The sequence below is a fragment of the Kineosporia sp. NBRC 101731 genome (assembly GCF_030269305.1).
Classification (GTDB): Bacteria; Actinomycetota; Actinomycetes; order Actinomycetales; family Kineosporiaceae; genus Kineosporia.
This window is the reverse complement of sequence record NZ_BSTC01000011.1, coordinates 175404-196514: the sequence shown is the minus strand read 5'-3', so window position 1 is coordinate 196514 and position 21111 is coordinate 175404. Positions and strand designations below refer to the sequence as shown.

Below are 21111 nucleotides of genomic sequence, written 5' to 3'. Positions count from 1 at the left end.
CGGCATCGGCCAGCTGCGTGCGCGTGCAATGCCACGGTCCGGTTGATGCCTGCCAGTTCCCTACTCGAGCAATCTCTACGCCTTCACGCGTGACGAGCATGGTCAGTCCTCCTCAGTTGTGGGCGCGGGCACGTTCGCGTGCTGCTCCTGGTCGTGGGTGTGGGCGTGCTTGTCGAGAGCTGCCCGGTCGCCGATGTGCGCGTCGAGACCAATCCGGTACTCGCCGTCCGGGCCGTGACCGGCACCAAGGAGCGCGATCTCGACAGAGACCGGCAGTTCCTCGCCGCACTTCGGGCAAGGCATAGCCACCGTCAGGTCGGGGGGCGGGGAGGCCATTAGTCCTCCGCAATCAGGCGTCGGTACCGGGTCGCCGCATACTCGGCCAACCCCAGGCACACGTGGATGGGCACATCGCCGTCGCGGTGGATCGTTCCGACCGCGGTCAGCGGCTCGCCGTCCTCGCCGTCCCACGCCCGCTGGCAGGTGATGACGATGTAGTCAGTCAGCAGAAAGGGCTGATCGGAATCGTGGTACGCGGCGAGAGTCGCCTCGATCGCCTTCGTCAGCGCCTCATCAGCGGCACTCTGTTCGGGCGTTCGGGGGTCGGTCATGACTGCCCCCGGAAGAACGCGCGGTCGCCGAACTGCCTCTTCCCAACCGGGCTCATGGCGAGCAAGCATCGACAGCGCGACCGCCCCAGGCAGGCCCGATAGCGGCCCAGCCCGAAGTCGACGAGGCCCGCTGCGATGTCGGGGTACTCGGTCTGGTCGTGCTCTAGACAGTTCTCGCAGGTCCCTAGGTCGCGAAGTGCACTGTGAAAGATCTGCCACCGGGTCCCGGGCGTCGCATCGATGACGTGCTGCATGGCCTGGAGCCGGCCGCCGAGCATCGCGTAGTTGATGGCGTCGTGGACCATCGCGTCGAACCACGGCCCGCGGCCAGCGTCGTCCACGGCATCCTCGATGCCACTCGGGTCCGTGGCCTGCGCTGCCCGCTTGGCGGCGTCCGCGAAAGCACCCATGCCGCGCTCGGCCAGCACGTCAGCCCACTCGGCGTCCTCGCCCGTGTCCGGCACGTCGTCCGCCGCCACTGTCGGTGCGCCGGCCCGCTTGGCCTCAATGAGGGCCTGCTCGACCCCGGCCCGCCGCGCGAGGCCCATCACCGACCGCAGCGACTCAGCCAGGTCGCCGGGCGCCAGGTCGATTGCTGCCCGCGCGAGGGCCAGAAGACCCCCAGCGGCAGCTGCAGCCAAGGCTGTCGTAGCTGACGCCACCCAAGCCGCTACAGCCGCCCCAGCGGCCGTCTCAGCCAGGGCGACGAGTGCGTCGTGGTCCTCGTCGATCGCGGCCGGGTCAACACCGGCAGCCTGCTCGGCGGGTGTCGCCTCCCGGTACTCCCGCGGTTCGGCAGCGTGCACGCGACCCTTACCCGGCCATTGGCCGGTTGCCTCACGATGCCTGTTCGCGCAGTAGCCCTCGGCCTGTTCGGTCGTCATGTGCTTGCCCGCGATGGCCACACACCTGCCGAAGTCGCCGCCAGTCCCCCAGCGGATCCGCGCGGCGATGTCGCCGTGCAGGTAAGCCTTCCGCAACTCCTCAGCGTTCCCGCGGTTGCGGTCGGCGCCACCGGCAGCAGCGACAGTTACCTGGCTCTGCGTCGGCTCCGGCACGACCTCGGGCGTGGGCTCTTCGGTGGGCTCGTCGAATCCGACCATGCCGCCCGGCAGTGGTGGCAGGTCGTACGCGTCCCGCACCCACGCCTCGAGTTCGGGGCCGGGGGTGAGAGCGCCGGCGCCGAGGAGGGTCGTGATGGACTGTGCGATCGCGCGCGGATCGGATCCGATGTCGCCGCACGTGACGGCGGGAACGACAGCGTCTTCGCCCCAGTTGAAGTCGACGAGCCGCTCACACAGTTGAGTCGCGGTCTCAGCCATTCGGTCACCGATGGACTGAACCGAAGCGGCAAGGAGCGTGGCGAAATTGTCGCCCAGGGCGCGTGATCCGACGGCAGTGTTTCCCAGGTCGAGCAGCGATGTGAGGACGCTTCTGGCCATCTGCTGGTCGTAGTAGTTCAGTGTCGCGATCGAGTCGGGCAGGGTCCCCTCAACACCGATGATGCGCAGCCGGAACTTCGGCGTGGTCGCACCGCCGGAGACGCCGACTCGAACAGACGACGCGACTCTCTGCGCTTCGGCAACTTCCGCCGGGGTGACAACAGCGCCGGGTAGCGGCTCCATGACGGGGGTTCCGGCGGAGAACCGCTGGATCCCGATGGCGTTGGTGCGCTTAGTGTCGATCTTCAGCAGCCAGTCGCTGTAGCACGGCCGGATCAGTGGGCGCCCGGTCCAGGTCGCGCCCTCCCGGTCGTGGACATACCAGAGGAGCCGGTCGGCGGGGATGGGCTGCTCCCCCGTCGCGGTCGCCCCGGGCCGAGCTGCCTGGAGAACCGACAGGAGCGTCCCGTCATCGTCGACGTTGATCCCGGTGATCGTCGCCGGGAGACGCTCGGGCAGGGCAACGAGGTGCGCGAGGCCGTCGGCGCGGACCTCGTACACGGGCTCGAAACCGACGTGCCCGAAGACCAGGTGCAGCAGCGCCAACCGGACGTGCTCGAGCCACTTCACGCCTCGCCGGCGCACAGGCCCTGTCGCGTCGGGTTCCTCACCGAGGACTGGGATCCCGAGGGAGTCAGCGCACAGTGCTACGACTTCCGGGTCCGCGCCGCGGGGGTCGATCCGCCAGTCGGCCTTGATGATCGGCGTCGAGTACGCGGCGAGGATGGACGCGATCGTGGGGTCGGTGCGCATCCGCGCCAGCGTGGCTATCGAAGTAGGCCACGCCATGTCCGGAATATGTTCGAGCTGGTCTGTCGGCCAGCCATATCCGAGCTTCCCCGAGGCGTATGGGTCTGTGGACCCAAGGGGTCGCGTCGGGGCGTCCTTCGCTGGCACGCGCACTGCTCCCTGGGCCCAGCGGCCCCAACCCCAGGGATAGGTTACAACCGAGCGGGCCGCCGACCTCCCACCTTCGTGCTTTAGATGGGAATCTTGAGCTGCGCATGCCTCTCTAAGTATCGCGCGGAAGCCCGCACCAGCGCTGGATCGTCCCTCAGCAGACCTATGGCGCAGTTGCACTTATTGCATAGAAGTTCTCTGACTATGCCGGTCAGGTGATCATGGTCTATAACAAGCGGCTCATCCCTGCGGCAAATTGCGCACCGCCCCTGCTGCTGTTCCAACATTTCTTCGTATCGCTCAGGCGTCAGGCCGTACTTCGCGAGCTTCTGTTTCTGCAACGCTGCAGGGGAGCGGCGGGGGCACTCAGTGCGCAGCTTCCCGTCGCGACTGCTGACACGAACCTCAACCGGCCCGCACGTCGAACAGACAGCCGTTCCGTTCGCCATATCTCGCTTCGACAGCCGGTGTATCGGGGTTCTGACCTTCAGGCGCCCTGCTTTTCGTTCTCGTGTATAGCATTTCAAGCACAACCCCCTGGCACTGTGTGGGGCACCGCACCCGGCAACCGAGCAGACGGCCTCGGGCGTCTCGAAATTCGAGATGTGCAGCCTATAGCGAGCGGGTACCGCACGGCGGCTTCGCTCCACCGGCTCCAGCCAACCGAGGTTGATCAAACGCTCCACTGCATCCCGGATACCTCTCTCCGTGGTCCCGACCGCCTCCGCTGCAGGCCTCCGTCTAATTTCGGCCCGGTCGATGCGCAAGCCCAGGGCGAAATCGCAGGCGTACCGCATGACGTCGCGCTCGACGGAATCAAGATCGAGGCTCCGCTCGACGGCGGCCGCGATGCCTTGCACGCGCTGGACCGCGCCGTCATGCGTAAGGGAGATGGGCGGAACGAGCGGAGCGCGACGCGGTATCCAGGTCGACGGCTTGACCGGGCGGCCGTCCCGCTTCCTCACGTAGCAATTCCTGCAGAGCCCACGGGCGTGGTACGGGGCATCGCATTCGGGAACCGAGCAGGTCATTCCGGCCGTGTCGCTGCGCAATGCTATAACCGGCTTCAGTTCACCGGACCGACGCTTGCGCGCGTAGCAGCTCTCACAGTGGCCTTGCTTGCGAACAGGTCGTTCGCATCCGGGCACAGGACATGTAGCCTTCAAGGGTCGACCTCTCATACAGGTTGGCCATGCCCCGGGGGTGTTAGCGCACCCGCCGGGGTCTTTACTGTCCGCATTCTACCGCGTACGTCCTGTGACCTGGCAACTTGTACAGGCGTTCGACGGCTGCGAGGATTCTCGCCGTCGCCCAGAACGTTCGGACGCCGTTGACCAATGGCCATTGCGGTCGGCCCGGTGGTTCGTTCCCGGACTGGCAGCCCGCAGCAAGTCGGGCCGGCTAAAGGGGCCCCAGGACGCGCGCCTGGGGCCCCTTCACGTGCGTCATGCTGCCTACACAGTCTCCTGTGCCCGGTTTCGCCGAGACGATGTACCGGTTACACCAGCGTGCCTTGCCCTCTCGGGGACGATGCGGCTCGACAGGGACTCGAACCCCAACCGACGCCGGGCCAGGTTATCCCCTGCCAGATCGGCGGCCCGGAGACTCAGCGAGTGTGCGCCTTCTCAGTCCCTGTTGGTGGGACGTCGCCTCCGGGCCGTCCCAAACGTAGGCGCTACTCGCGAATGTTGAGGATGGCAAAGATCCCGGCCGCCGCTGGCAAAGCGACCGACAGTGGAGAGTTGCCGTACCTGGCGACGCCAATCAAGGCCAGCACTACGAGCACAATCGCCGCGAACAGTACGGCCGCCTGAACCAGGTCGATCCGGTCCCGACCCATCAGCTCATCCCCTCTCAACTCTCAACTGTGGTCAGGTCAGGCATGGACTGTCGTCCTTTCGAGGTGTGCCGCTCGGATCGAGTCCAGAAGGGCCGAGACGCGGTCCCGGTCTGCTGCGGTCGGCAGGACTGAACTCGTTGCCTCGAACAGTTCGTTCTCGTGGGCGTACACGTCGAGCATCTGCGCGGGAGACATGAGGTCGAACGCCCAGTACTCTTCCGGGTCCGAAACGCGCACGGTGAGGCTGCCGGTGGAGAGCAGTTCGCGGCCTTGCCTCAGGAGCCTCAGCAGGTGTCGTCCGTGCTTGGCAGTCCGGTTCTTCGTATTCGACGAGAAGTAGCCGCGTTCTTCTGTGGCGAGCCTGTGGGCCTGCGATTTCGCGTACCCGCCGTAAGAGTCCCGCACGTACTTCTCGGACAGGAACGCTGACCGGGCATCGACCAGGCGGCGGCCCTCATCGGTGAGAACTTCGTAGTCGTCCAGGTGGAGCATTTCCAGAAGAGTCGGGTTGCATTTGAGCATGAGCCGCAACGTCTTCCCGATCTCGTGCATGGCGACGTCGGGGTCATGGCTGGCTCGTGACTCGCGGTGCGGGTGCCAGTCAAGCCCAGCCACGTCGAGGGTCGGCGCGACGAACACACCCATGCGGTCGATGTCCGAGCCTTCACGGGCCAGGCCGTAGGCGGTCGAACCGACCACGCCAGAGAGGATCAGGGCGGTCACGCGGCACCCCCTGATGCCAGCATGGTTCCGATGATGCGGCAGGCCTGGATTTCAGTGAATCCTGCCTTGACCATCGTCAGGAACATCTCGTGCAGTGCAGTTGCTTCCTGAAGGATCGGTGTCAGGTCACCGTCCATGATCGACTCTTCGCGGTCAGCCATGTCGGTCCACCTTGCTCTCCAGGCGGTCGAAGTCCTGCTTCATTGACCGCCAGAAAGCCACGATGAGCAGAGTGAATCCGAGGACCAGCATGCCGAATCCGGCGAAGACTGCCACGTCGGTCACAGGTCGAATCCCATCTCGCTGCTGAGCCAGCACAGAAACCCGTGCACGTCCTCAATACCGTATCCCTGGTCGAGCGCCTCCTCGGTGAGGAAGCTTTCGCGGATGACGCGACTGATGGGCCTGCGTGCGATCAGTTCGTGCTCGCCGCGCTCGTCGCCGGACAACTGGCCGATGACGCGCTGGCGTAGAGCCTCATCGTGGATGCCGGAGTCCCGCGATCCAGTGTCGTAGGCGAAGAGGCCGAGGAGAGCATCCTGTAGTTCTTCCTGCGTCATTCCAACCCCCAGATGGCCTGTGAAGAGCATCATCTCAGGAATCGGCGGCCTCTGAACGGCGTACCGTCTCGTCCAGCCGAACGATGTACGGGGTGAGGTTGTGGCCGATCGACCCGAACAAAGGAGGAACCCGCCCCCTCCGGTACATGGGGCGGGCCCTTCCTCGACCGACATCACCTGCATGGACAGGCTAGCTCGCGAACGGCGAATCCTGCTACCGAGCTCGCTACGGCTTCACGGTCGTCGGGATGTTCGCAACTCCCGCTGGCGCTCCAGTGACCACGTTGTTCGTGTAGATCTGGTTTCCGTTCGTGCCAGGCATCATCCAGAACCCGTACCCGGTAGCGGGCGCGCAGTGCGCGGTGTTCGCATCGAACACGTTGCTGGACCCCGATTTGATCCCGGGGTGCGCGATGCCGAGTCCGTCCACGTACGGCGACAGGTAGGTGGCATTGAAGGAGATCTCGTGGGCCTGGAACCCATCAGTCATGATCGTTGAGCCAGTGTTCCCTTCGATCGTCCACGACTCGCCCTTCACATCGACCCACGAGTCCGCGCTGTTAGCTCCCTGGATCAAAGTCCCGTCGAACACGTTGTTGCGCAGGACACCGCCGTACGTGCCTTCCTTGATATCCACGCATTCCGCGGTGCAATTGCTGATCGTGTTGTTCTCGAACACGTTGTAGTCGGAGTGATCAGGGAACCCCTTCATCGCTGCCGGGACACGCTGGTCAGCATCCCAGTTGCTCTGTGCGGTCCCGCAGTACAAGCCCTCACCGAAGCTCGCGCTCACCAGGCCCGTGTCGTGGACCGTGCAACCGCGGACCGTCGAATAGCTCGTCTCGTTGCGGAGATGAATGCCTTCCTGCCCCATACTCCCGACGTCAAGATCTTCGAGGACGCAGTTGATGCCACGGTCGACGATGATGCCTTTCTGTCCGTTGCGGAGTGTGAAACCGCGGACAGTCACCCACTGGCAGTCATCCAGGTGAAGGACGTAACCCGAGCTGGTGTTGGCGTTGTCAACGACCGCGGACCGGGGCCCCTCAATGAGGATCGGGTGCGCAGCCGTGCCACGGAGCCCCGAGAACTTGAGCTTCCCCGTGAACGTCGCGTTCGGGGCCAAGGTCACGACGTCGCCCTGAATGGCGACCGACCCGGCTGCCTGAAGCGACTGCAGGTCCGAGTACGTCCCCGTCGCACCAGAACCGACCTGGCCGCTCGTGTCGACCGGCGGCAGCGCAATACAAACGCCCGCATAGTTCTTCGCTGAGTCCACCTGCGCCGCCGGGGTGACGGTACCTGCGTTCGTGAGGGTCCGCCACTGCGTGTACAGGACCCGCGAACTTGAGCCGACTGCGCGAGATACGCCCGCCGCCGTCCACCCGGTGCCCGCCTCGAACGCGGGGAGGGCGTCACCGGCAGCCATGGCCCACGCCGCGAACAGGAGGTCCCCGTCGTACGTCGTGGACAGGGGGCCCGTGACGAGAGCAGTCGCGGCGTTCGCTGTCCCTACGGCGATCCCGTCGATCGCAGATGATGGGAGGCCCGTGAACTCGTGGGCCTGGATGCTCGCCAGGTTCCGTTCGGTCGCGAACGTCAACGTGATCGTCGACCCAGCCGGGAGTGCGTTCGCGAGGAGTGAACTGTGCAGCATGACCGTCGACGCGGTCCCGTTGGAGACGGGGGCGCCGTCCGCGCGGTACACGTTCGCGGAGCTGTCGGAGATCGTGACGGTGCCCGGGTTCCCGTTGCAGACCGTGGCCAGGATGATGCTGTTGCCTGCTGCTGCGGCCTGCGTCGTCGTGATCGTGACGGCCAGGGCCGGGGCGTTGAATGACCCTGTCCCGAGAGCATGCACGTACTCGGGGGCCCCGGCCGGGTTGGGCGGTGCGATCGGTGTCACCGGGGAGCTGGGCGCTGACTGCGGGCCCTCCCCCGCCGAGTTGGTCGCGGCGACAGTGAATGTGACCGCGACGTCGGCGGTGAGGCCGGTCACGAGGATCGGCGATGACGAGCCGGTCGCGGTCTGCCCGGTGCTGGCACGGACCCGGTACGACGCGATCGCGGCGCCCCCGTTGTCCGTGGGCGGAGTGAACGAGACGCCAGCCTGCCGGACACCGGCCGCGGCGGTCACGCCGGTGGGTGCGCCCGGGACGGCGACAGTCGGGGTGGGCGGGCCGTCCTCGAGCGCCGTAATCCGTGCCTCGAAGTCGAGGGCCTGCGCCTCGAGAACATCGACGCGCCCGTCAAGCGCGACGCCGGCGTCAGCAAGGGCCGCAAATCTGGGGTCAGCCCCGGATGCGACAGTCCCGACTCCTGTGCCGATCGGGAGCCGGTCGGGCGCGAAGACGCCGGCAGTGATGTCGGCAGCGGTGAGCTGCACGACGCCGGTCTTTCCCGCGACCGACGTGACGACGCCGACGGCGGTCACCTCGAGCCAGTCCGCCAGCGTCCCGGGACTATTGGTCGAGAGGATGTATGTGCGAAGGGTGTCCGTGCGGACCGCGACGTCGCCACGCTGCGCGGTGAGCGCGAGCATCGCTGCCTGGCTGGCCACCGGAGTCACGTCGGTGATCGCCAGCGCCGGGAGCTGCGCGGACGGGACGACCCCGGCGATCAGGTCAGCCTTCCCGCCCAGGGCAGCGACGAGGCCCGTGATCTGCGCCTGTGTAAGAGTGACCGGGTCAGTGCCACCCGCCGCGTGCTGGACCGCGTGCAGAGCTGGAGCTCGGGAAGCGAGCTGGCTGGTGATCTGTGTGGTGACGGCCACGGCGGCAGCGACGTCAGCGGCGGCCCGGGCCGCGGTCTCAGCGTCGAGCTCTACCTGGGTGGCCGGATCGAACGCGAGGTCCGTGACAGCGACAGACCCGGGGGTGACGGGTCCCCCGCCCCCGCTGCTGCTGGATTCGGCGGCCAGGGCCAGGCGTGTTCCGGCCGGGCCGTGGTCGCCCCACACAGTCCCCTTACCGCCGTCAGGGCCGGCGAACGCCGGGATCAGGCCGTCAGAGTCGGAGACCAGGACGCCGCCCGGCACGACGCCGGCGAGGGTGCCGTCCGCGTTGACGTACCGCAGGTCCGTGATCTGGGTGCCGCCGTGCGCCGCGGTCCAGATGCGGACCCTGGACTGCGCGACGGGAGTCCCGAACCAGTCCAGGGTGAGCGAGTCGCGGCCGGGCCAGAAGATGCGGCGGGCCATCAGGAACCCCACCGACCCGCGGACTGGTACGCGCCGGCCGCGGCCGGGTACTGGCCCGTCATCATGCGGTGCTGCAAGGTCGGCGGACCGCCGGCTTCCTCGTAGTAGCCCTCATAGGCGAGGAGGCCGTCCGCGGCGAGCTGCGCGAACTCGTCGTGCATCTTCTCGATGAAATACGGGTTGTCACCGCCGCCGTTGCCCGCGGCGCCGCCAGAAGCGTTGATGAGCGCCCACTCGGGGACGCCGAGCTTCTTCCCGTTCGCCGCGAGATAGGTCCGCAGGTCCGCGAAACCTGGCTGCTGGCCCCGCGCGGAGTTCCACAGCGACAAGCTGGTCTGCCCGGGGTACCAGTCGTAGTGGTCAAGGCTGATGATGTCGATGTACGGGAGCATCGGGTCCATGACCTGCTGCCACGTGACCCCGGCCCGCTTGCTGCCGCGGTTGAGGCACACGTCGATGAGGATGTTCGGGGCCGTGGACTTCGTGGACGTGGACACGTTCTGGATGGCCTGCTGGTACGACGCGACGCTGTTCTGCGGGGTCTGCGCGCCGGACTCATCACCCCAGCTCCATTTGAACCAGTACCCGTTGCATTCCCACCCGCACCGGATCACGTACCGGTTCGTGTTCAGGCCGGCCGCATCCAGGGCTGTCCCGTACGCGGTCCAGCGGGCGTTGTTGGTCCCGGCCGCGGTCGCCGCGTTCGATCCGCCGCCTTCCGTCTCGGGCTGAGGGGGAAGCGAATTGATGATGTACCCGGGCCAGGCCGCCCACCCGGATGGGATCGCGTGAATGTCCGCCCACGTCTGCCGGGGCGGGAAGTGCAGGAACCCGTCCACGGGCCGGCCGCGCCAGTTCCCGAATTCGTTCGCGAGGGCGATGTTGGAGTTCGGTGTCCCAGAGTCCCAGCGGGCAACGCCCGAGTTCCACGCCTTCCCGGACCGGCCGATCAACGGCATGACGCCCGGTGTTCCCGGGGTGCCACCACCGCCGGTGCCGGGGGGCGTGGAACCGTCGCTGCCGATACTGTCCTCGGGGTCGACGTACGTGGTCCCGGTCCGTGCCGTGCCGATGCTCTCGGTGCCGCCGTCGGTCATGGCCTGCTGCGTGATGCTCGTGCTGGCTGTGCCGGTCCGCGTGTATGTGCCGGTCCCGGGGTGGATCTCGTTGGAGCGGAACAGGGCGCCGGTGTTCCCGCCGCCGTCGTGCCAGACCGCGCCGGTCAGGTCGTGGAGGATGTTCCCGGTGACGCGGGCGTCCGGGGACCCGGTGAGCGCTATGCCTTTCCCGGCGCCGGACAGGTCACAGTCGTGGATCTGGATGCCCGCGCACCCCCACGCCATGATCTGCCAGCCGCTGTCGGCAGGCTCCCGGACGGTTACCCGGGTCAGGCGTGGGCGGGTCACGTTGACGAGTTGAAGGGGCCCGCACCGCTCGAACCGCACGGTGTCGAGGGTGAAGTCGGAGATGACGGTGTTCGGGCCGCCCTGAAGTTCCAGGGGCGCGATGACGTCGTAGAACTCTGAATCGCGGACGGTGAAACCGGCCTGCGTGATCGTGTTGTTCTGCGGGTTCGGCGCGACCTTGATACCGACGCGGGCGCCGCGGACAATGCCCTGCCACAGGTTGTCGGCGCCATCGGGAAGCATGTCGACCGCAGTGCCGTGGTAGTTCTCGACGAGGCAGTCGATGGCCTGGTTCGCGCGCGGCCCGGGACGCTGGGATGGGTTGCCCCACTTCCACGCCGACCGGTTCGAGCTGTCTTCGGTGCGCCGGGTTCCGCCGCGGGCTGTGCACCCGATGGTCCGGTTGCGCTGCTCGTCGGCGCCGTGCCAGTCGAAGTCACTGATCCGCGCGTCGGTCGAGATGACACCGCGGGCCTCACACACGGCAGACCCGTTGAACCAGAGCACAGAGTGTCGGCAGCCAGAGATCGCGAAGTCCTGCACCCAGCACGACGTCGACCCGTAGAAACTGACGCCATACCCGCGGCCGGCCACGACCAGGGAAGGGTTCGCGATCCGGCCCCGCTGCGCCGAGCAGAACAGGCTGTCGGTGAGCCGGATCGCGTGGCCCGACCAGGACACGCCGCCCTCGCCGGTGCCCTCGATGTGCGTGTCGATGATGTGCGTGTTGAGGGCGTACCTGACCTCGATTGCGTGAGATCCGTCGACCATCTGCGCTTTCGCTTTCAGGCGCAGACCGCGGACCTGGACATCGCGCAGGACGTCGAGTTTCTGCACGCGCCCCGCCTCCCCCGGCACATAGTTGTGCTGCAGGGGTGCGGCGAGCTTCAGTGTTGTCCCGTCGACGATTTCGACGATGACGTTCGTTTCCTTGTGCGCGAAGTTCCCTGTCCTAGGGGTGCCGTCGTCGTCGAGAGTGTGGACGTCGTCGAGGATCTGCAGGCAATCGTTCTTCGCGAAGATGCTGGTGTCCTCGATCTCGAGGACGGTGTCGCCGATCTCTGGGGTCCCGGTGAGGCGCGCCTGAATGACCTTCGTGACCTGAGACTTTTTGTTGCTCCACGTGGTGTCCCAGGTGACCAAGTATTCCTTCGGGAGCGGGTCCGCGAGAGTGATTGTCTTCGCGGTCGTGTTGATCGCCGTCACGTAGCTGTGGTGGATCTCAGAGTCCGGGACCGACCCTGACGCGGTCCGCTTCCCCCGGATACCGACGTAGATGCCCGCGACCCAGTCGGAGGGAATCTGGTCGACGTACAGGACGGTGTCTCCCGCGTCGGCGTCCTGCACCAGAGCGGGCTTCGCCGGGTTCGCCGTCGGGGTCTCCGGGATGACACCCCACGGGCGCAGGCGGTAGTTCGGGCCGTGAAGCCACTGGATGGCCGGGTCGAACTCGAGGGTCGTCCCGGACGCCGAGATCGTGATCGTCGAGTCGAGGAACCCTGTCGCGCCGGCCGGGCCTGTCACGTACAGGTGCCCGCCGGTCTCGCCGTCCTCGACGAGCTCGAGCGCGGCCTGGATCGCCAGGGCGTCATCGGTCGGGGTCGCGGCGGTCCCGTTCAGGGCGAGCCCGGGGACGACGGTGTATCCGCCGCCTGCTCCACCCGTGCCGGATTCGGCGGCGGTCATGGCTGCCGCGATCCCGGCGTCCATGTGGTTCAGGGCCGCGGCGATCAGGGGTGTGGTCTGGTTGGGGAGGTCCCGCCACGTCGGGTAGTACGGGGTGTAGGGCACGCGTGCGCTCCGGGGACCACCGGCCCCAACCCCGGTCCCAGTATCGCGTATGCGGGGCTGCTGGTCCGCTCCCCGGACATGCGAAAGCCCCGACCATCAGGCCGGGGCTCTGCTCGCAAGGCTCACCCAGGATGGCTCTCGACCGGGCCGAAGTCCATTCGGTTGGTGGCCCGGCCGATGGAGGGATACGGCCGGGGCCACCCGGGGTCAGCTGACGTTAGACAGCGGCAGACTCGCATTGGCTGGGCCCAGCCGGGCCCGGCGTCCGGCAACCTGCGTGGCCCGCAGCTCTGCGGCCACGAGGACGCCCAGCTGGCTCATGGCGTCCCTGACGGTGGTTACGTCGTCCAGGGAGTCCAGGAGTTGCCGGATTGGGTCGCTGATGGGCATCTCGCGCAGGCCCGACTCTGTCCCCACCGCGAGCAAGGGAGGGCCGGAGGCAGGAAGCGAGATAGCGAACGGCGGGCAGCCCCGAGTCAGCTCCACAAAGTCCAGTACGTCACCCATATCTGGACGATAGGCGCCGCGCCGTCACCACAGGGGGGAACCCCCGCAGGCAAGGCCGAACGCGTGAGTAGCTGTCTCAGCTAAACGATGTACGTGCGGCGGGCCCAACACCTCGGTCACACCCACCAGCCCGCATCATCTGCCCCCGCGGCACGGTACGGGACACGCGTCCCAGCGGGGCGCCAGGGCACCCTCGCAGCTATGCCCGGGTCAGTCGATGGGTGCGGCAAGGTTGCTCTCGCGCCAGGGGCACATGGCACACCGGCTGCTCAAGGCCCTCGTGCACTCGGACGTGTTATGCATGATGCTAAGGGCCATCTGTACGCGAGCCGGCCAGAGCAGCTTTTCATGGGTTGAGGCCGAGAGTTGAGCAGCGGTCTCCGCCACGTCGCAGTTCGTGGGTTTAGTGTCGCTATCCATGCTCGATGGTTCGGACCGTTCGCTGGCCGGCTGAACGCTGTGCACCAGATCTATGGGCCTCGTCGCTGTTAGGTTCGAGTCAGGGCCTCCACCGTGAACCCGGCTCGCTGTCCTCGGCGGCCCAGCGGATGCAGGCGCGCTCTAGAGGGCCATCAACGAAGGCCTGGAGGCTGTCCGCGTTGATCTGTGAAGTCTTCTGCTCGGCGGTCAGGTTCAGCCACCGAGTGGCCCAATGAGCCCTTTCCATCCTCCTGAGCCACAGGGGTCACGGAGGCGGTAAGGGTGCACGTGGCGGTGGCGGGAACATGAAGAAACCCCTGGTGGGATCGCGATTGTCGAGATCAAGATCCATCACCAGGAGTTCCGTGTGCTTGTCTATCGTTCGGGGATGAACGTGTCCACCCAGGGCTTGCGGTTCATTACGAACGCGCTGCGCACTCACAGGCAGCGGATCGGGAGTCGGTGGCGCGTGTTGTCCTCTGGCCAGCAGGCTTTGATGGTCCTGGCTCATGTGAGGAAGGGCGAGACCTACCATGACCTGGCGGTCGGGTTCGGGGTCGGCACGACCACGGCCTACCGTTATCTGCGCGAGGGAATGGAGGTTCTGGCTGCTCTCGCCCCGACCTTGGAACAGGCGATCGAGACGGCGTTGAAGAAGGCCTACGTGAGCTTGGACGGCACGCTGCTGCGGATCGACCGGGTGGCGATGGCGTCGAAGGGCGATCGCGCCTATTACTCGGGCAAGCACAAGGCCCATGGGGTGAACGTGCAGGTCATCGCCGATCCAGCAGGCCGGCTGATCTGGGCGTCACCGGCCCTGCCCGGCGCCCGCCACGATGCCGGTGCCGCCCGGCAGCACGCGATCCCTGCAGCCTTGGCCGAGGCCGGCGTGACGACGTTTGCCGACACGGCCTACATCGGTGCCGGGGCCACGATCCGGGCGCCGTTCCGCCGCGTGCGTCGTGACCCGGGCTCGCGTCTGTTCGTTCGTCGTGAGCTTTCGACTGGCCAAAAGGCCGTCAACACGTCGATCTCACAGATGCGCGCTCCGGGCGAGCGAGCCAACGCCGAGCTCAAGAACTGGCGGATCCTTCAGAAGATCCGCTCCAGCCCGGCTCACGCAACGCGCCTGGTGAACGCGGTTCAGGTCTTGATCCTTAACTCCTGAGGAGGTTGGAAAACCCTCAATGAATGATGGCCGCACGAACATGCCCGATCGGTTCCCCCTTTTCCTCATCCGTCAGGTCGGTCGCGCCGTCCATGGGGTTGGGGCTGGACAGTGATAGCCGCCGATCGTCTGGCTGTTCACGCCACCACTGGAGGCCTGCTGCGATCTGATCGTCCGTCATGCCGTGGTGTCGACAGATCGGGACCATGTCCGGATCGGCTAAACGGACCACAACCAACCGGTAGCACCCGGTGGTTCGCGGGGTTCAGCGAAGCTGCGCCTGTGAAGATTCGCCACCCTCTTCGAGTGTTCCTCACCCGCCACTGGATCTACGTGCGGACAGTGAAGTGGCGATGCAGAAATTGCCACGCCGATCTGACGACCGAGGCGGTGCGGGCGGGTGAGCGGTGGTGTGCGATGTGCGCCCGAGACCCCGAGGTGGTGAATGTCGTCATCTGACGGAGGCCAGCTCGCCATTGGTGGGCGACCAATAGGAGTCCTGGCGCATCGGACGATCACCCGACGTTGCGCGCATTGGGCTACGTCCCAGCGCCCCTGTCAGACACACTTCCACCCATGTTTGATGCGCCCGCCGCTCGCACGTCCAGACCTTTCGCGAAGATCGATATTCCTGGATTGAACGCGTTACGTGGCATGGCTGCGGTCTACGTCGCGGCTACGCACGTGGTACTCGCGCTGAATCCACCGGCGCTTGTGGGGCTGCCCTTCCGGTTTGGCCAGGAGGCGGTCATCATTTTCTTCCTGATGTCCGGCGCCGTGATCTATCTAGCCACCCAGAACCGACCGGGGCAGAGCTTCGGAACCTACTTCGAGCATCGATTCCGCCGAATCTATTTTCCTTTTGCGACTGCACTGATCGTAAGCGCGATTGTCGCTGCTGCAACAGGTGCCTTGGTAGACCAGTTCAGCTTCGGTCAGCTGTTGGGCAACCTGGCCATGCTTCAAGACGATGGGTCGACGAAGCCGGGTACTTGGATCGGTACGTTCCTCGGCGACCTGCCCCTCTGGTCCTTGTCATACGAGTGGTGGTTCTACCTGCTCTTCTGGCCCACATACCGATGGGTCCCCCGGCAGCATCAGCTGCCCGCCGTGACCTTGGTTTCGCTGTTGGCCTGGCTTGCCTACCTCGCGCATCCTAACCACATCCTCCTTGTCGCCAGCTACGCGGTGATCTGGTGGGCCGGACTCGAATTGGCCCGCGTGTGGGTAGAGGACGGCGCGCTGACATGGCGTCGATGTGGGAAGCCACTTGCCTGCCTTACCGCCATGTCCATTGCGGCGGCCATTCCGATCGTGCTGGAAGGACCTCGTGGATTCGGTCTGTACCCGGTGCTGACGTTTCGGCATTTCGCCACAGGAACAGTCTTTGCCGTCATGACCGTGGCCTGGAGCAAACTTGGGTGGATTGGTTTCCGAGTTACCATAGGTCCTTTCGCGCCGATCGCTCCGATTTCCTATGCAATCTACGTGCTCCACTACCCAATCCTGGTGCGCTGGGGGGTCGCCTCGGGAAAGTGGTGGGTCCTACTCGGACTATGTCTCCCCGTGCTTCTGCTGGCGGCCTACCTGGTCGAAGTAGTTGGCCAGCGCCAATTCAATCGTCTAGTAGCCAGGGTCTTTCACTCGCGGACGGTTCCTGAAGTTCACCCTGTGGGCCACGGGCACATCAACTCATAAAGGGAGTTGCCAGCTCGTCCTTGCAATAGCCCGCCCTGCATCTCGACCTCAGACGCCCGGCCATGCAGACCGTCGGCCAAACACCCCACAACTGGCAAGTAGGACCCGGGGGTTTACCGGCCCGGGGAAACTGGGTGGTTGCGGTCAAGGGGGCCGCTGCGAGGGGGTACCGATGGACGTACACATGGACACCTGGGTCAAGGTCATGATCGTGGGGCTCGTCGCAGGGTGGCTGCTACAGCAGCTCCTCGAGCCGGGCCGCGCGGGTCACGCCATCGGCATCTACGAGCGCACCGGCATCGCCATCTCGGCGTTCGCCTTCCTTGCCCGCGAGACCGGCACGGTCATCACTGCGATTCGGTCTAGGCGAGGTTCCCGGTGACTACCACCCATCGACTCGCAGGGCCCAATAATCCAGGACGCACCCTCACCGATTTCGCCATGCTGCCAATGCTGGCCTTTGCTCTCACCAGCACGTGGGGAGGCCTGCGGGCCGGCCCCCTGATGCTCTGCGACGTGTTCCTGACGCTAGCCGCTCTCATGCTTGGTATCGAAACCATCAGCACGCGGACGCCTCTTAGCGTTCCTCGATGGGTATGGGTCGGTACCGTCGCGGTCATCACCAGCATGTCCACTCATGTCTGGCTTCCCACAGACCCCAGCTACATCTTCTCGCGCGGTGGCCCTCCACAGGCGAACGCCACGCAAGTCATCACCGGCCTCCAGTGGCTGGCTGCCTTCTTCATGCTCCCCATGCTGGTGATATTCCTCGGGCGCCGACGTGAGCGATACCTCGGGTACCTCATGTGGGCCTGGGCGCTGGGGGCTGCAATCTCCGCGCTTATCGCAGGTTCGGACATGCTCGGGGTAACTCAGATTGGCGTGAACTTCGTCGAGTTCGTAAACACGTCAGGCCGCCAGAATGGCCTACAGTCACACGCTAACAACATGGGCGTCGGATGTGCCTTAGCTACGCCGGTTGCCCTCTACCTGCTGGGCAGATCGCGCTTTGCAGGTTCCTTCCTGCTGGCGGCCCTCGGCATCGGTGTTGTGGCCTCGGGCTCAAGGGGCTCGCAGGTTGGTTACGTCGTCGCGATCCTGCTGTCCGTGCTGCTGGCCGCCCGCGATCGCCGAACCCTCCTGCGCCTCTCGTCGCTACTCGTCCTGATCGTCATCGTCATGGATCTGCCGCCGATCAAGGCTCTCTGGCTTCCCCTGATGCGTTTCGGCGCAGCCGGAGAGGCGAGCGACGTCGGGAGACTCGAATACCGGGACCAGGCCATTCTCGATATTCAAACGAGGCCGATTGACGGAATAGGAATCGACTACATCACCTCATCGCACAGCATCTATCTACAGATGCTTTCCTCGGGCGGAATCATCCTGGGGCTTGGGTGCGCCGCCTACTTCGGCGGCATGTTGCGCGTCGCTTGGCGCCTTCGCGGACCCGAGAGGCCTCACATATCCGTCCTCTTGAGCAGCACAATCATCTGGCTCGGAGTCGGCATCATTGAAAACCAGCTCACGGACAGGTATCTCTATGTGCCCGTCGCCCTGATCGCCGCTTATCAGCTCGTGGCCACTGGGGGTGGTTCAGGTGATGTAGTAGACGAGCACCCTGGCGAGGTTGGCGGTGGGTTCGTTGGCGGTGATCCCGGTCGCCGTGAGGGTCAGGGTGCGCTTCGCGCTGGTGTCGAGCTTCCGCCAGGCGGCAATCTCGGAGTGGAAACCCGCGTTCCACGGTGATCCTGGCGAGTAGGTGGCGACGCTCGTCGATGCGCCGTCTGTAATCACGTAAGACCACGACGTGCCTGCGTAGCCGCCTCCGCTGGATGGCCGGTCGAACACGACCTTGCTGATGACGGCGCCCAGCGGAAGCTGAACCGTCCAGGATCCGCCGGCGGTAGGCGGGCCGTAGGAGTCGGAAAGCTGCAGGATCCGTTCGCGTCCGCTGGTCGCGTTGCTCGCCGCGTCCCAGTTGAGTGTGCAGTCGACGGCGTACTGGTTGCCGTTCGGCTGCATGGTCCGGCATCCGTCGAAGGTGATCTGCGGGTAGGCGCCACGGGAGGTGATGGTGCCGGCCTCGTCGTAGACGATCATGTCGGCGCCGTGGGCGTGCTGGTACATGTCGCAGTTTCTGTAGGTGGCGACCCGTGGATAGGCGCCACCGGAGTTACTGACCGCGTACTTGTGCTGCCCCATGAGGCTGCAGGACTGCCACGCGATGTTCGGCCCTGGGCCGGCGGAGTGACGGAACTCGGCCGTCACTGTCGAAGCAGGCACGTAGGGTGCGAGGGCCGCCATGTCGACGCTGGTGAAGAGGATCGATCCGCCGTTCCATTCGCTGTACACGGCCTGCGAGAGAGCATGTTTGATCTCGAGTCGGGCGCCGGCGACCAGAGCACGACAGACGCCGGAGCCGTGGACGTTGCCGCGCAGGGACAGCAGGCGCTGCACGGTACTTCCGTCGCCGCCAAAGGTGTAGGAGCCACCCCAGATGTTGACGTTCCCGCCCATTTGCAGGTCGACGAAGTCACCGGCAGTCAGGAACACAGAGCACGTGAAGAAGTCATAGTTCAGGAACTGATCATTCCCGCCCTCGGCCTCGGACGGAATGGACAGGAAGGACGTCCACGATCCAGAGACCATGCACTTCGACCACGTGAACTCGCTGTTCGTGTTGGTGCCCGTGAGCCTGAAACCCCAACGCCAGGAACCTTCCCACCGGCAATCGCGGAACGAGTAGTTGCTGATGCCGTTCGAGATTGACTGCATGAACGAAGCGTTAGCGACTGAGCATGAGAAGGTGATGCCCTCGATCTGGAGGATGGATGCCTTGTCGTTGTTCACGGCGAGGTACGCGGAACCGGTAGGACCTGGGTCGGTGGGGGCGAAGCGAATCCTGGTGACGTCCTGACCCGCACCACGAATCGCCAGGCCGGTGAACCGGGCCCCGCTGGCGGCGTTCAGAAGCGCGCCTGGCTGCGTGATCAAGTACTCGCCCGGCGGGATCTCCAGGCAGAACTTGCTGACCTGGCTGCCACTGGTCGGGAACGCCGACACGTTGACGGTCCCCAGCAGGGCACCCATGGCCCGAGCGAACGCCGCACTGTCGTCCGTCGAGCCGTCACCTGCGGCGCCGTGGTGTTTCACGTTCACCGTGAAGCTGCCGCGCTGGATGCGCGCGTACTTGACCTGCTCGGCGCTGCCCCAGAACCCTGCTGCCGCTCCGCCTGCGGCCGTGCGGCGGATGAGGTCCCCGTCAGGGCCGCGCAGCACCTGTCCCTGCTCGAGGCTGACGCCGGGCGCCCATGCCGCGATGCCGGTCGTGACCAGCGGCATCGACGGCGGCTCAAGGACTCCCATGGGTCAGGAGCCGTCCGGGGCGACGGCGGGCAGGTACATGCGCACACCGTCGGTGACGCCCTCGACCAGCCACGACGGGGCATCCGGCGGGAGCAGGCCACGCACGTACCCGGCCGGGTCGTCCACGGCGGGAGCGAGCGGCAGTGCGGTGAGGTGCGCCGTCCAGCCGAGCACCGCCATCCGCCGGGCATCATCTTCCTGCGGCGTCGTCTTAGCCATGGTGGTTCTCCTCAGGAGTCGATGACCTGGAGCAGCTGGTCGGCGTACGCCTGCGCTCCGATATCAGAGATGTGGACGGAGTCAGTCCCGGAGCCACCCGGGGTAGAGCCGAGGACGGTCGACCACACGCCAGCGGCTTGGGCGACCGACCATGAGTTCTGCCAGAGCGGGGCCGCCGTCACTATCGCAGCGCCGTACTGGTGGGCCAAGCCGAACATGCGCTGCGTGTACTGAGGTGCCAGACGAGGGAGTTGGCTGTCGAAGTTTCCTGCGAATGGCTGGAAAAGGATGATGTCGGTCTTGCCGTTGCGGTCGATGTTCCAGCTTGGGTTGTTCGCTGGCTGACTGATCCGCACGTACCGCAGGGCTGTTTCGACGTTCTGTACGTAGGCGTCGGGCGTCGTTGCTCCGCCGTTGGCGTCGTTGGCGCACATCGCGTAGATGAACAGGTCGCTGGAGTTGTACTTGCCGCCCGAGAGCGGGACCGGGCGACCGAGATCGTTGACATTGCCGAAGTTTCCGCCACCCACGTTGGTGCTCAGCGCACCGTACGCGGAGTAGTTCTCGACGATGACACCAGTGCTGTTCTCGCCCCAGGCCCCGTTGAGGTAGGCGTTTGTGGTGCCCGTCTTGGTAACGACGATGGTGTGCCACGTGTTCGTCAGGCCAGTGGCGAGGGTGACCTTGTTGAAACCGTCGTAGGCAGCAAGGGAGGTGATGGGGATGGCAGCGCCACCGTCGACTGTCGCCGAGAAGACGCCCGCCGCACCGGAGGTCACGACGGCCACCCACACGCCGACGGTTGTTCCCCGTACCCGCTTGGTCCAGGTCGACCCGTCGGCCGAGCTCTGAATCATGCGCTGGCCGGGTCCGGACGCGGGGCCAGCCGACCAGGTCCCTGTGATCGTGGCGAGCTTGTCGGCATCGGCCAGCCATGCGGCGTTGCTGAAGCTCAACTGGCCTTGCGTGTAGCCGGCACTGAAGAACCCGCCGCCGCCGTCGCCATACTTGGCTTGCAGCGCGGTCTGAATCCGGCCGGGGTACGTCTTGTCTTCCAAATTGCTGGGGAAGACGTGTCCGATCGAGTCGCCGTAGACAGCGACCTTGGCGAGCTTGGTGCCCGCGGCCCCGGCTGCCCGTGCGGTGCGCCAGTGCTGGCCCCAGCCGACCGGCACGAATACGCCGAGCTTGGACAGCGGGTACTGGTTCGCTGCCGCAGTCGGGCTCAGCGCGGGAGGATCGAGGAGTCCCATCAGATCAC

Annotated in this window: 19 protein-coding genes and 1 pseudogene; 4 read left to right on the top strand and 16 right to left on the bottom strand. The window is 65.8% G+C overall.

Annotated elements, in window-relative coordinates:
- Positions 1-102 precede the first annotated feature (102 nt).
- From QSK05_RS26865 to QSK05_RS26815, 12 genes are all read right to left on the bottom strand, one after another.
- Positions 103-336, bottom strand: a complete 234-nt coding sequence (locus QSK05_RS26865; RefSeq protein ID WP_285600124.1) for a hypothetical protein — start codon at positions 334-336, stop codon at positions 103-105.
- Positions 336-611 (bottom strand): hypothetical protein, encoded by a 276-nt coding sequence (locus QSK05_RS26860; protein ID WP_285600123.1) that lies wholly within the window; start codon positions 609-611, stop codon positions 336-338. The genes QSK05_RS26865 and QSK05_RS26860 overlap by 1 nt, the downstream gene beginning before the upstream one ends.
- The gene (locus QSK05_RS26855; protein ID WP_285600122.1) at positions 608-2806 is read right to left on the bottom strand and encodes a phage portal protein family protein; all 2199 of its coding nucleotides are present in this window, start codon (positions 2804-2806) and stop codon (positions 608-610) included. The genes QSK05_RS26860 and QSK05_RS26855 overlap by 4 nt, the downstream gene beginning before the upstream one ends.
- Before the next feature lie 227 nt (positions 2807-3033).
- Positions 3034-3402, bottom strand: a complete 369-nt coding sequence (locus QSK05_RS36480) for an endonuclease VII domain-containing protein (RefSeq protein ID WP_352302763.1) — start codon at positions 3400-3402, stop codon at positions 3034-3036.
- Positions 3403-4628: 1226 nt separating this feature from the next.
- The gene (locus QSK05_RS26850; protein WP_285600121.1) at positions 4629-4793 is read right to left on the bottom strand and encodes a hypothetical protein; all 165 of its coding nucleotides are present in this window, start codon (positions 4791-4793) and stop codon (positions 4629-4631) included.
- A gap of 36 nt (positions 4794-4829) precedes the next feature.
- Complete coding sequence (locus QSK05_RS26845) at positions 4830-5516, bottom strand: nucleotidyltransferase domain-containing protein (protein ID WP_285600120.1); 687 nt, start codon at positions 5514-5516, stop codon at positions 4830-4832.
- Positions 5513-5677, bottom strand: coding sequence for a hypothetical protein (locus tag QSK05_RS26840; RefSeq protein WP_285600119.1), 165 nt, complete (start codon positions 5675-5677; stop codon positions 5513-5515). Before QSK05_RS26840 ends, QSK05_RS26845 begins: the two co-directional genes overlap by 4 nt.
- Positions 5670-5801, bottom strand: a complete 132-nt coding sequence (locus tag QSK05_RS26835; RefSeq protein WP_285600118.1) for a hypothetical protein — start codon at positions 5799-5801, stop codon at positions 5670-5672. Before QSK05_RS26835 ends, QSK05_RS26840 begins: the two co-directional genes overlap by 8 nt.
- Positions 5798-6076, bottom strand: coding sequence for a hypothetical protein (locus QSK05_RS26830; protein ID WP_285600117.1), 279 nt, complete (start codon positions 6074-6076; stop codon positions 5798-5800). The genes QSK05_RS26835 and QSK05_RS26830 overlap by 4 nt, the downstream gene beginning before the upstream one ends.
- Before the next feature lie 226 nt (positions 6077-6302).
- Positions 6303-9275, bottom strand: a complete 2973-nt coding sequence (locus tag QSK05_RS26825; RefSeq protein ID WP_285600116.1) for a right-handed parallel beta-helix repeat-containing protein — start codon at positions 9273-9275, stop codon at positions 6303-6305.
- Positions 9275-12472: a hypothetical protein gene (locus tag QSK05_RS26820; RefSeq protein WP_285600115.1), complete on the bottom strand. Its 3198-nt coding sequence runs from the start codon at positions 12470-12472 to the stop codon at positions 9275-9277. The genes QSK05_RS26825 and QSK05_RS26820 overlap by 1 nt, the downstream gene beginning before the upstream one ends.
- A 207-nt stretch (positions 12473-12679) precedes the next feature.
- Positions 12680-12889, bottom strand: coding sequence for a hypothetical protein (locus QSK05_RS26815; RefSeq protein ID WP_285600114.1), 210 nt, complete (start codon positions 12887-12889; stop codon positions 12680-12682).
- A gap of 877 nt (positions 12890-13766) precedes the next feature.
- Here QSK05_RS26815 and QSK05_RS26810 point away from each other — a divergent pair.
- The gene (locus tag QSK05_RS26810) at positions 13767-14567 is read left to right on the top strand and encodes a transposase family protein (protein WP_285600113.1); all 801 of its coding nucleotides are present in this window, start codon (positions 13767-13769) and stop codon (positions 14565-14567) included.
- Positions 14568-14583: 16 nt separating this feature from the next.
- Here the strand turns inward: QSK05_RS26810 and QSK05_RS26805 are convergent, their stop codons facing one another.
- A complete protein-coding gene (locus tag QSK05_RS26805; protein ID WP_285600112.1) occupies positions 14584-14748 on the bottom strand; it encodes a hypothetical protein in 165 nt (54 codons plus the stop codon).
- A 395-nt stretch (positions 14749-15143) separates the two neighbouring features.
- Here QSK05_RS26805 and QSK05_RS26800 point away from each other — a divergent pair, with 395 nt between their 5' ends.
- The 3 genes and pseudogenes from QSK05_RS26800 to QSK05_RS26790 form a co-directional block, all read left to right on the top strand.
- Positions 15144-16265 carry an acyltransferase family protein gene (locus QSK05_RS26800; protein ID WP_285600111.1) on the top strand — a complete coding sequence of 374 codons (1122 nt, stop codon included), beginning with the start codon at positions 15144-15146 and terminating at the stop codon, positions 16263-16265.
- Between the two features lie 184 nt (positions 16266-16449).
- Positions 16450-16647: a hypothetical protein gene (locus QSK05_RS26795; protein WP_285600110.1), complete on the top strand. Its 198-nt coding sequence runs from the start codon at positions 16450-16452 to the stop codon at positions 16645-16647.
- A gap of 59 nt (positions 16648-16706) precedes the next feature.
- Positions 16707-17645 (top strand): annotated as a pseudogene (locus QSK05_RS26790) (O-antigen ligase family protein); the annotation flags it as partial.
- Between the two features lie 213 nt (positions 17646-17858).
- Here the strand turns inward: QSK05_RS26790 and QSK05_RS36475 are convergent.
- Genes QSK05_RS36475 through QSK05_RS26775 form a run of 3 tightly spaced genes read right to left on the bottom strand, consistent with a single transcriptional unit; the run spans position 17859 to position 21103 of the window.
- Positions 17859-19607 (bottom strand): glycosyl hydrolase family 28-related protein, encoded by a 1749-nt coding sequence (locus QSK05_RS36475; protein ID WP_352302706.1) that lies wholly within the window; start codon positions 19605-19607, stop codon positions 17859-17861.
- Between the two features lie 27 nt (positions 19608-19634).
- Entirely contained in the window at positions 19635-19850 is a 216-nt protein-coding gene (locus tag QSK05_RS26780; protein WP_285600108.1) for a hypothetical protein, read from the bottom strand.
- Between the two features lie 11 nt (positions 19851-19861).
- Entirely contained in the window at positions 19862-21103 is a 1242-nt protein-coding gene (locus QSK05_RS26775) for an SGNH/GDSL hydrolase family protein (protein WP_285600107.1), read from the bottom strand.
- Positions 21104-21111 lie beyond the last annotated feature (8 nt).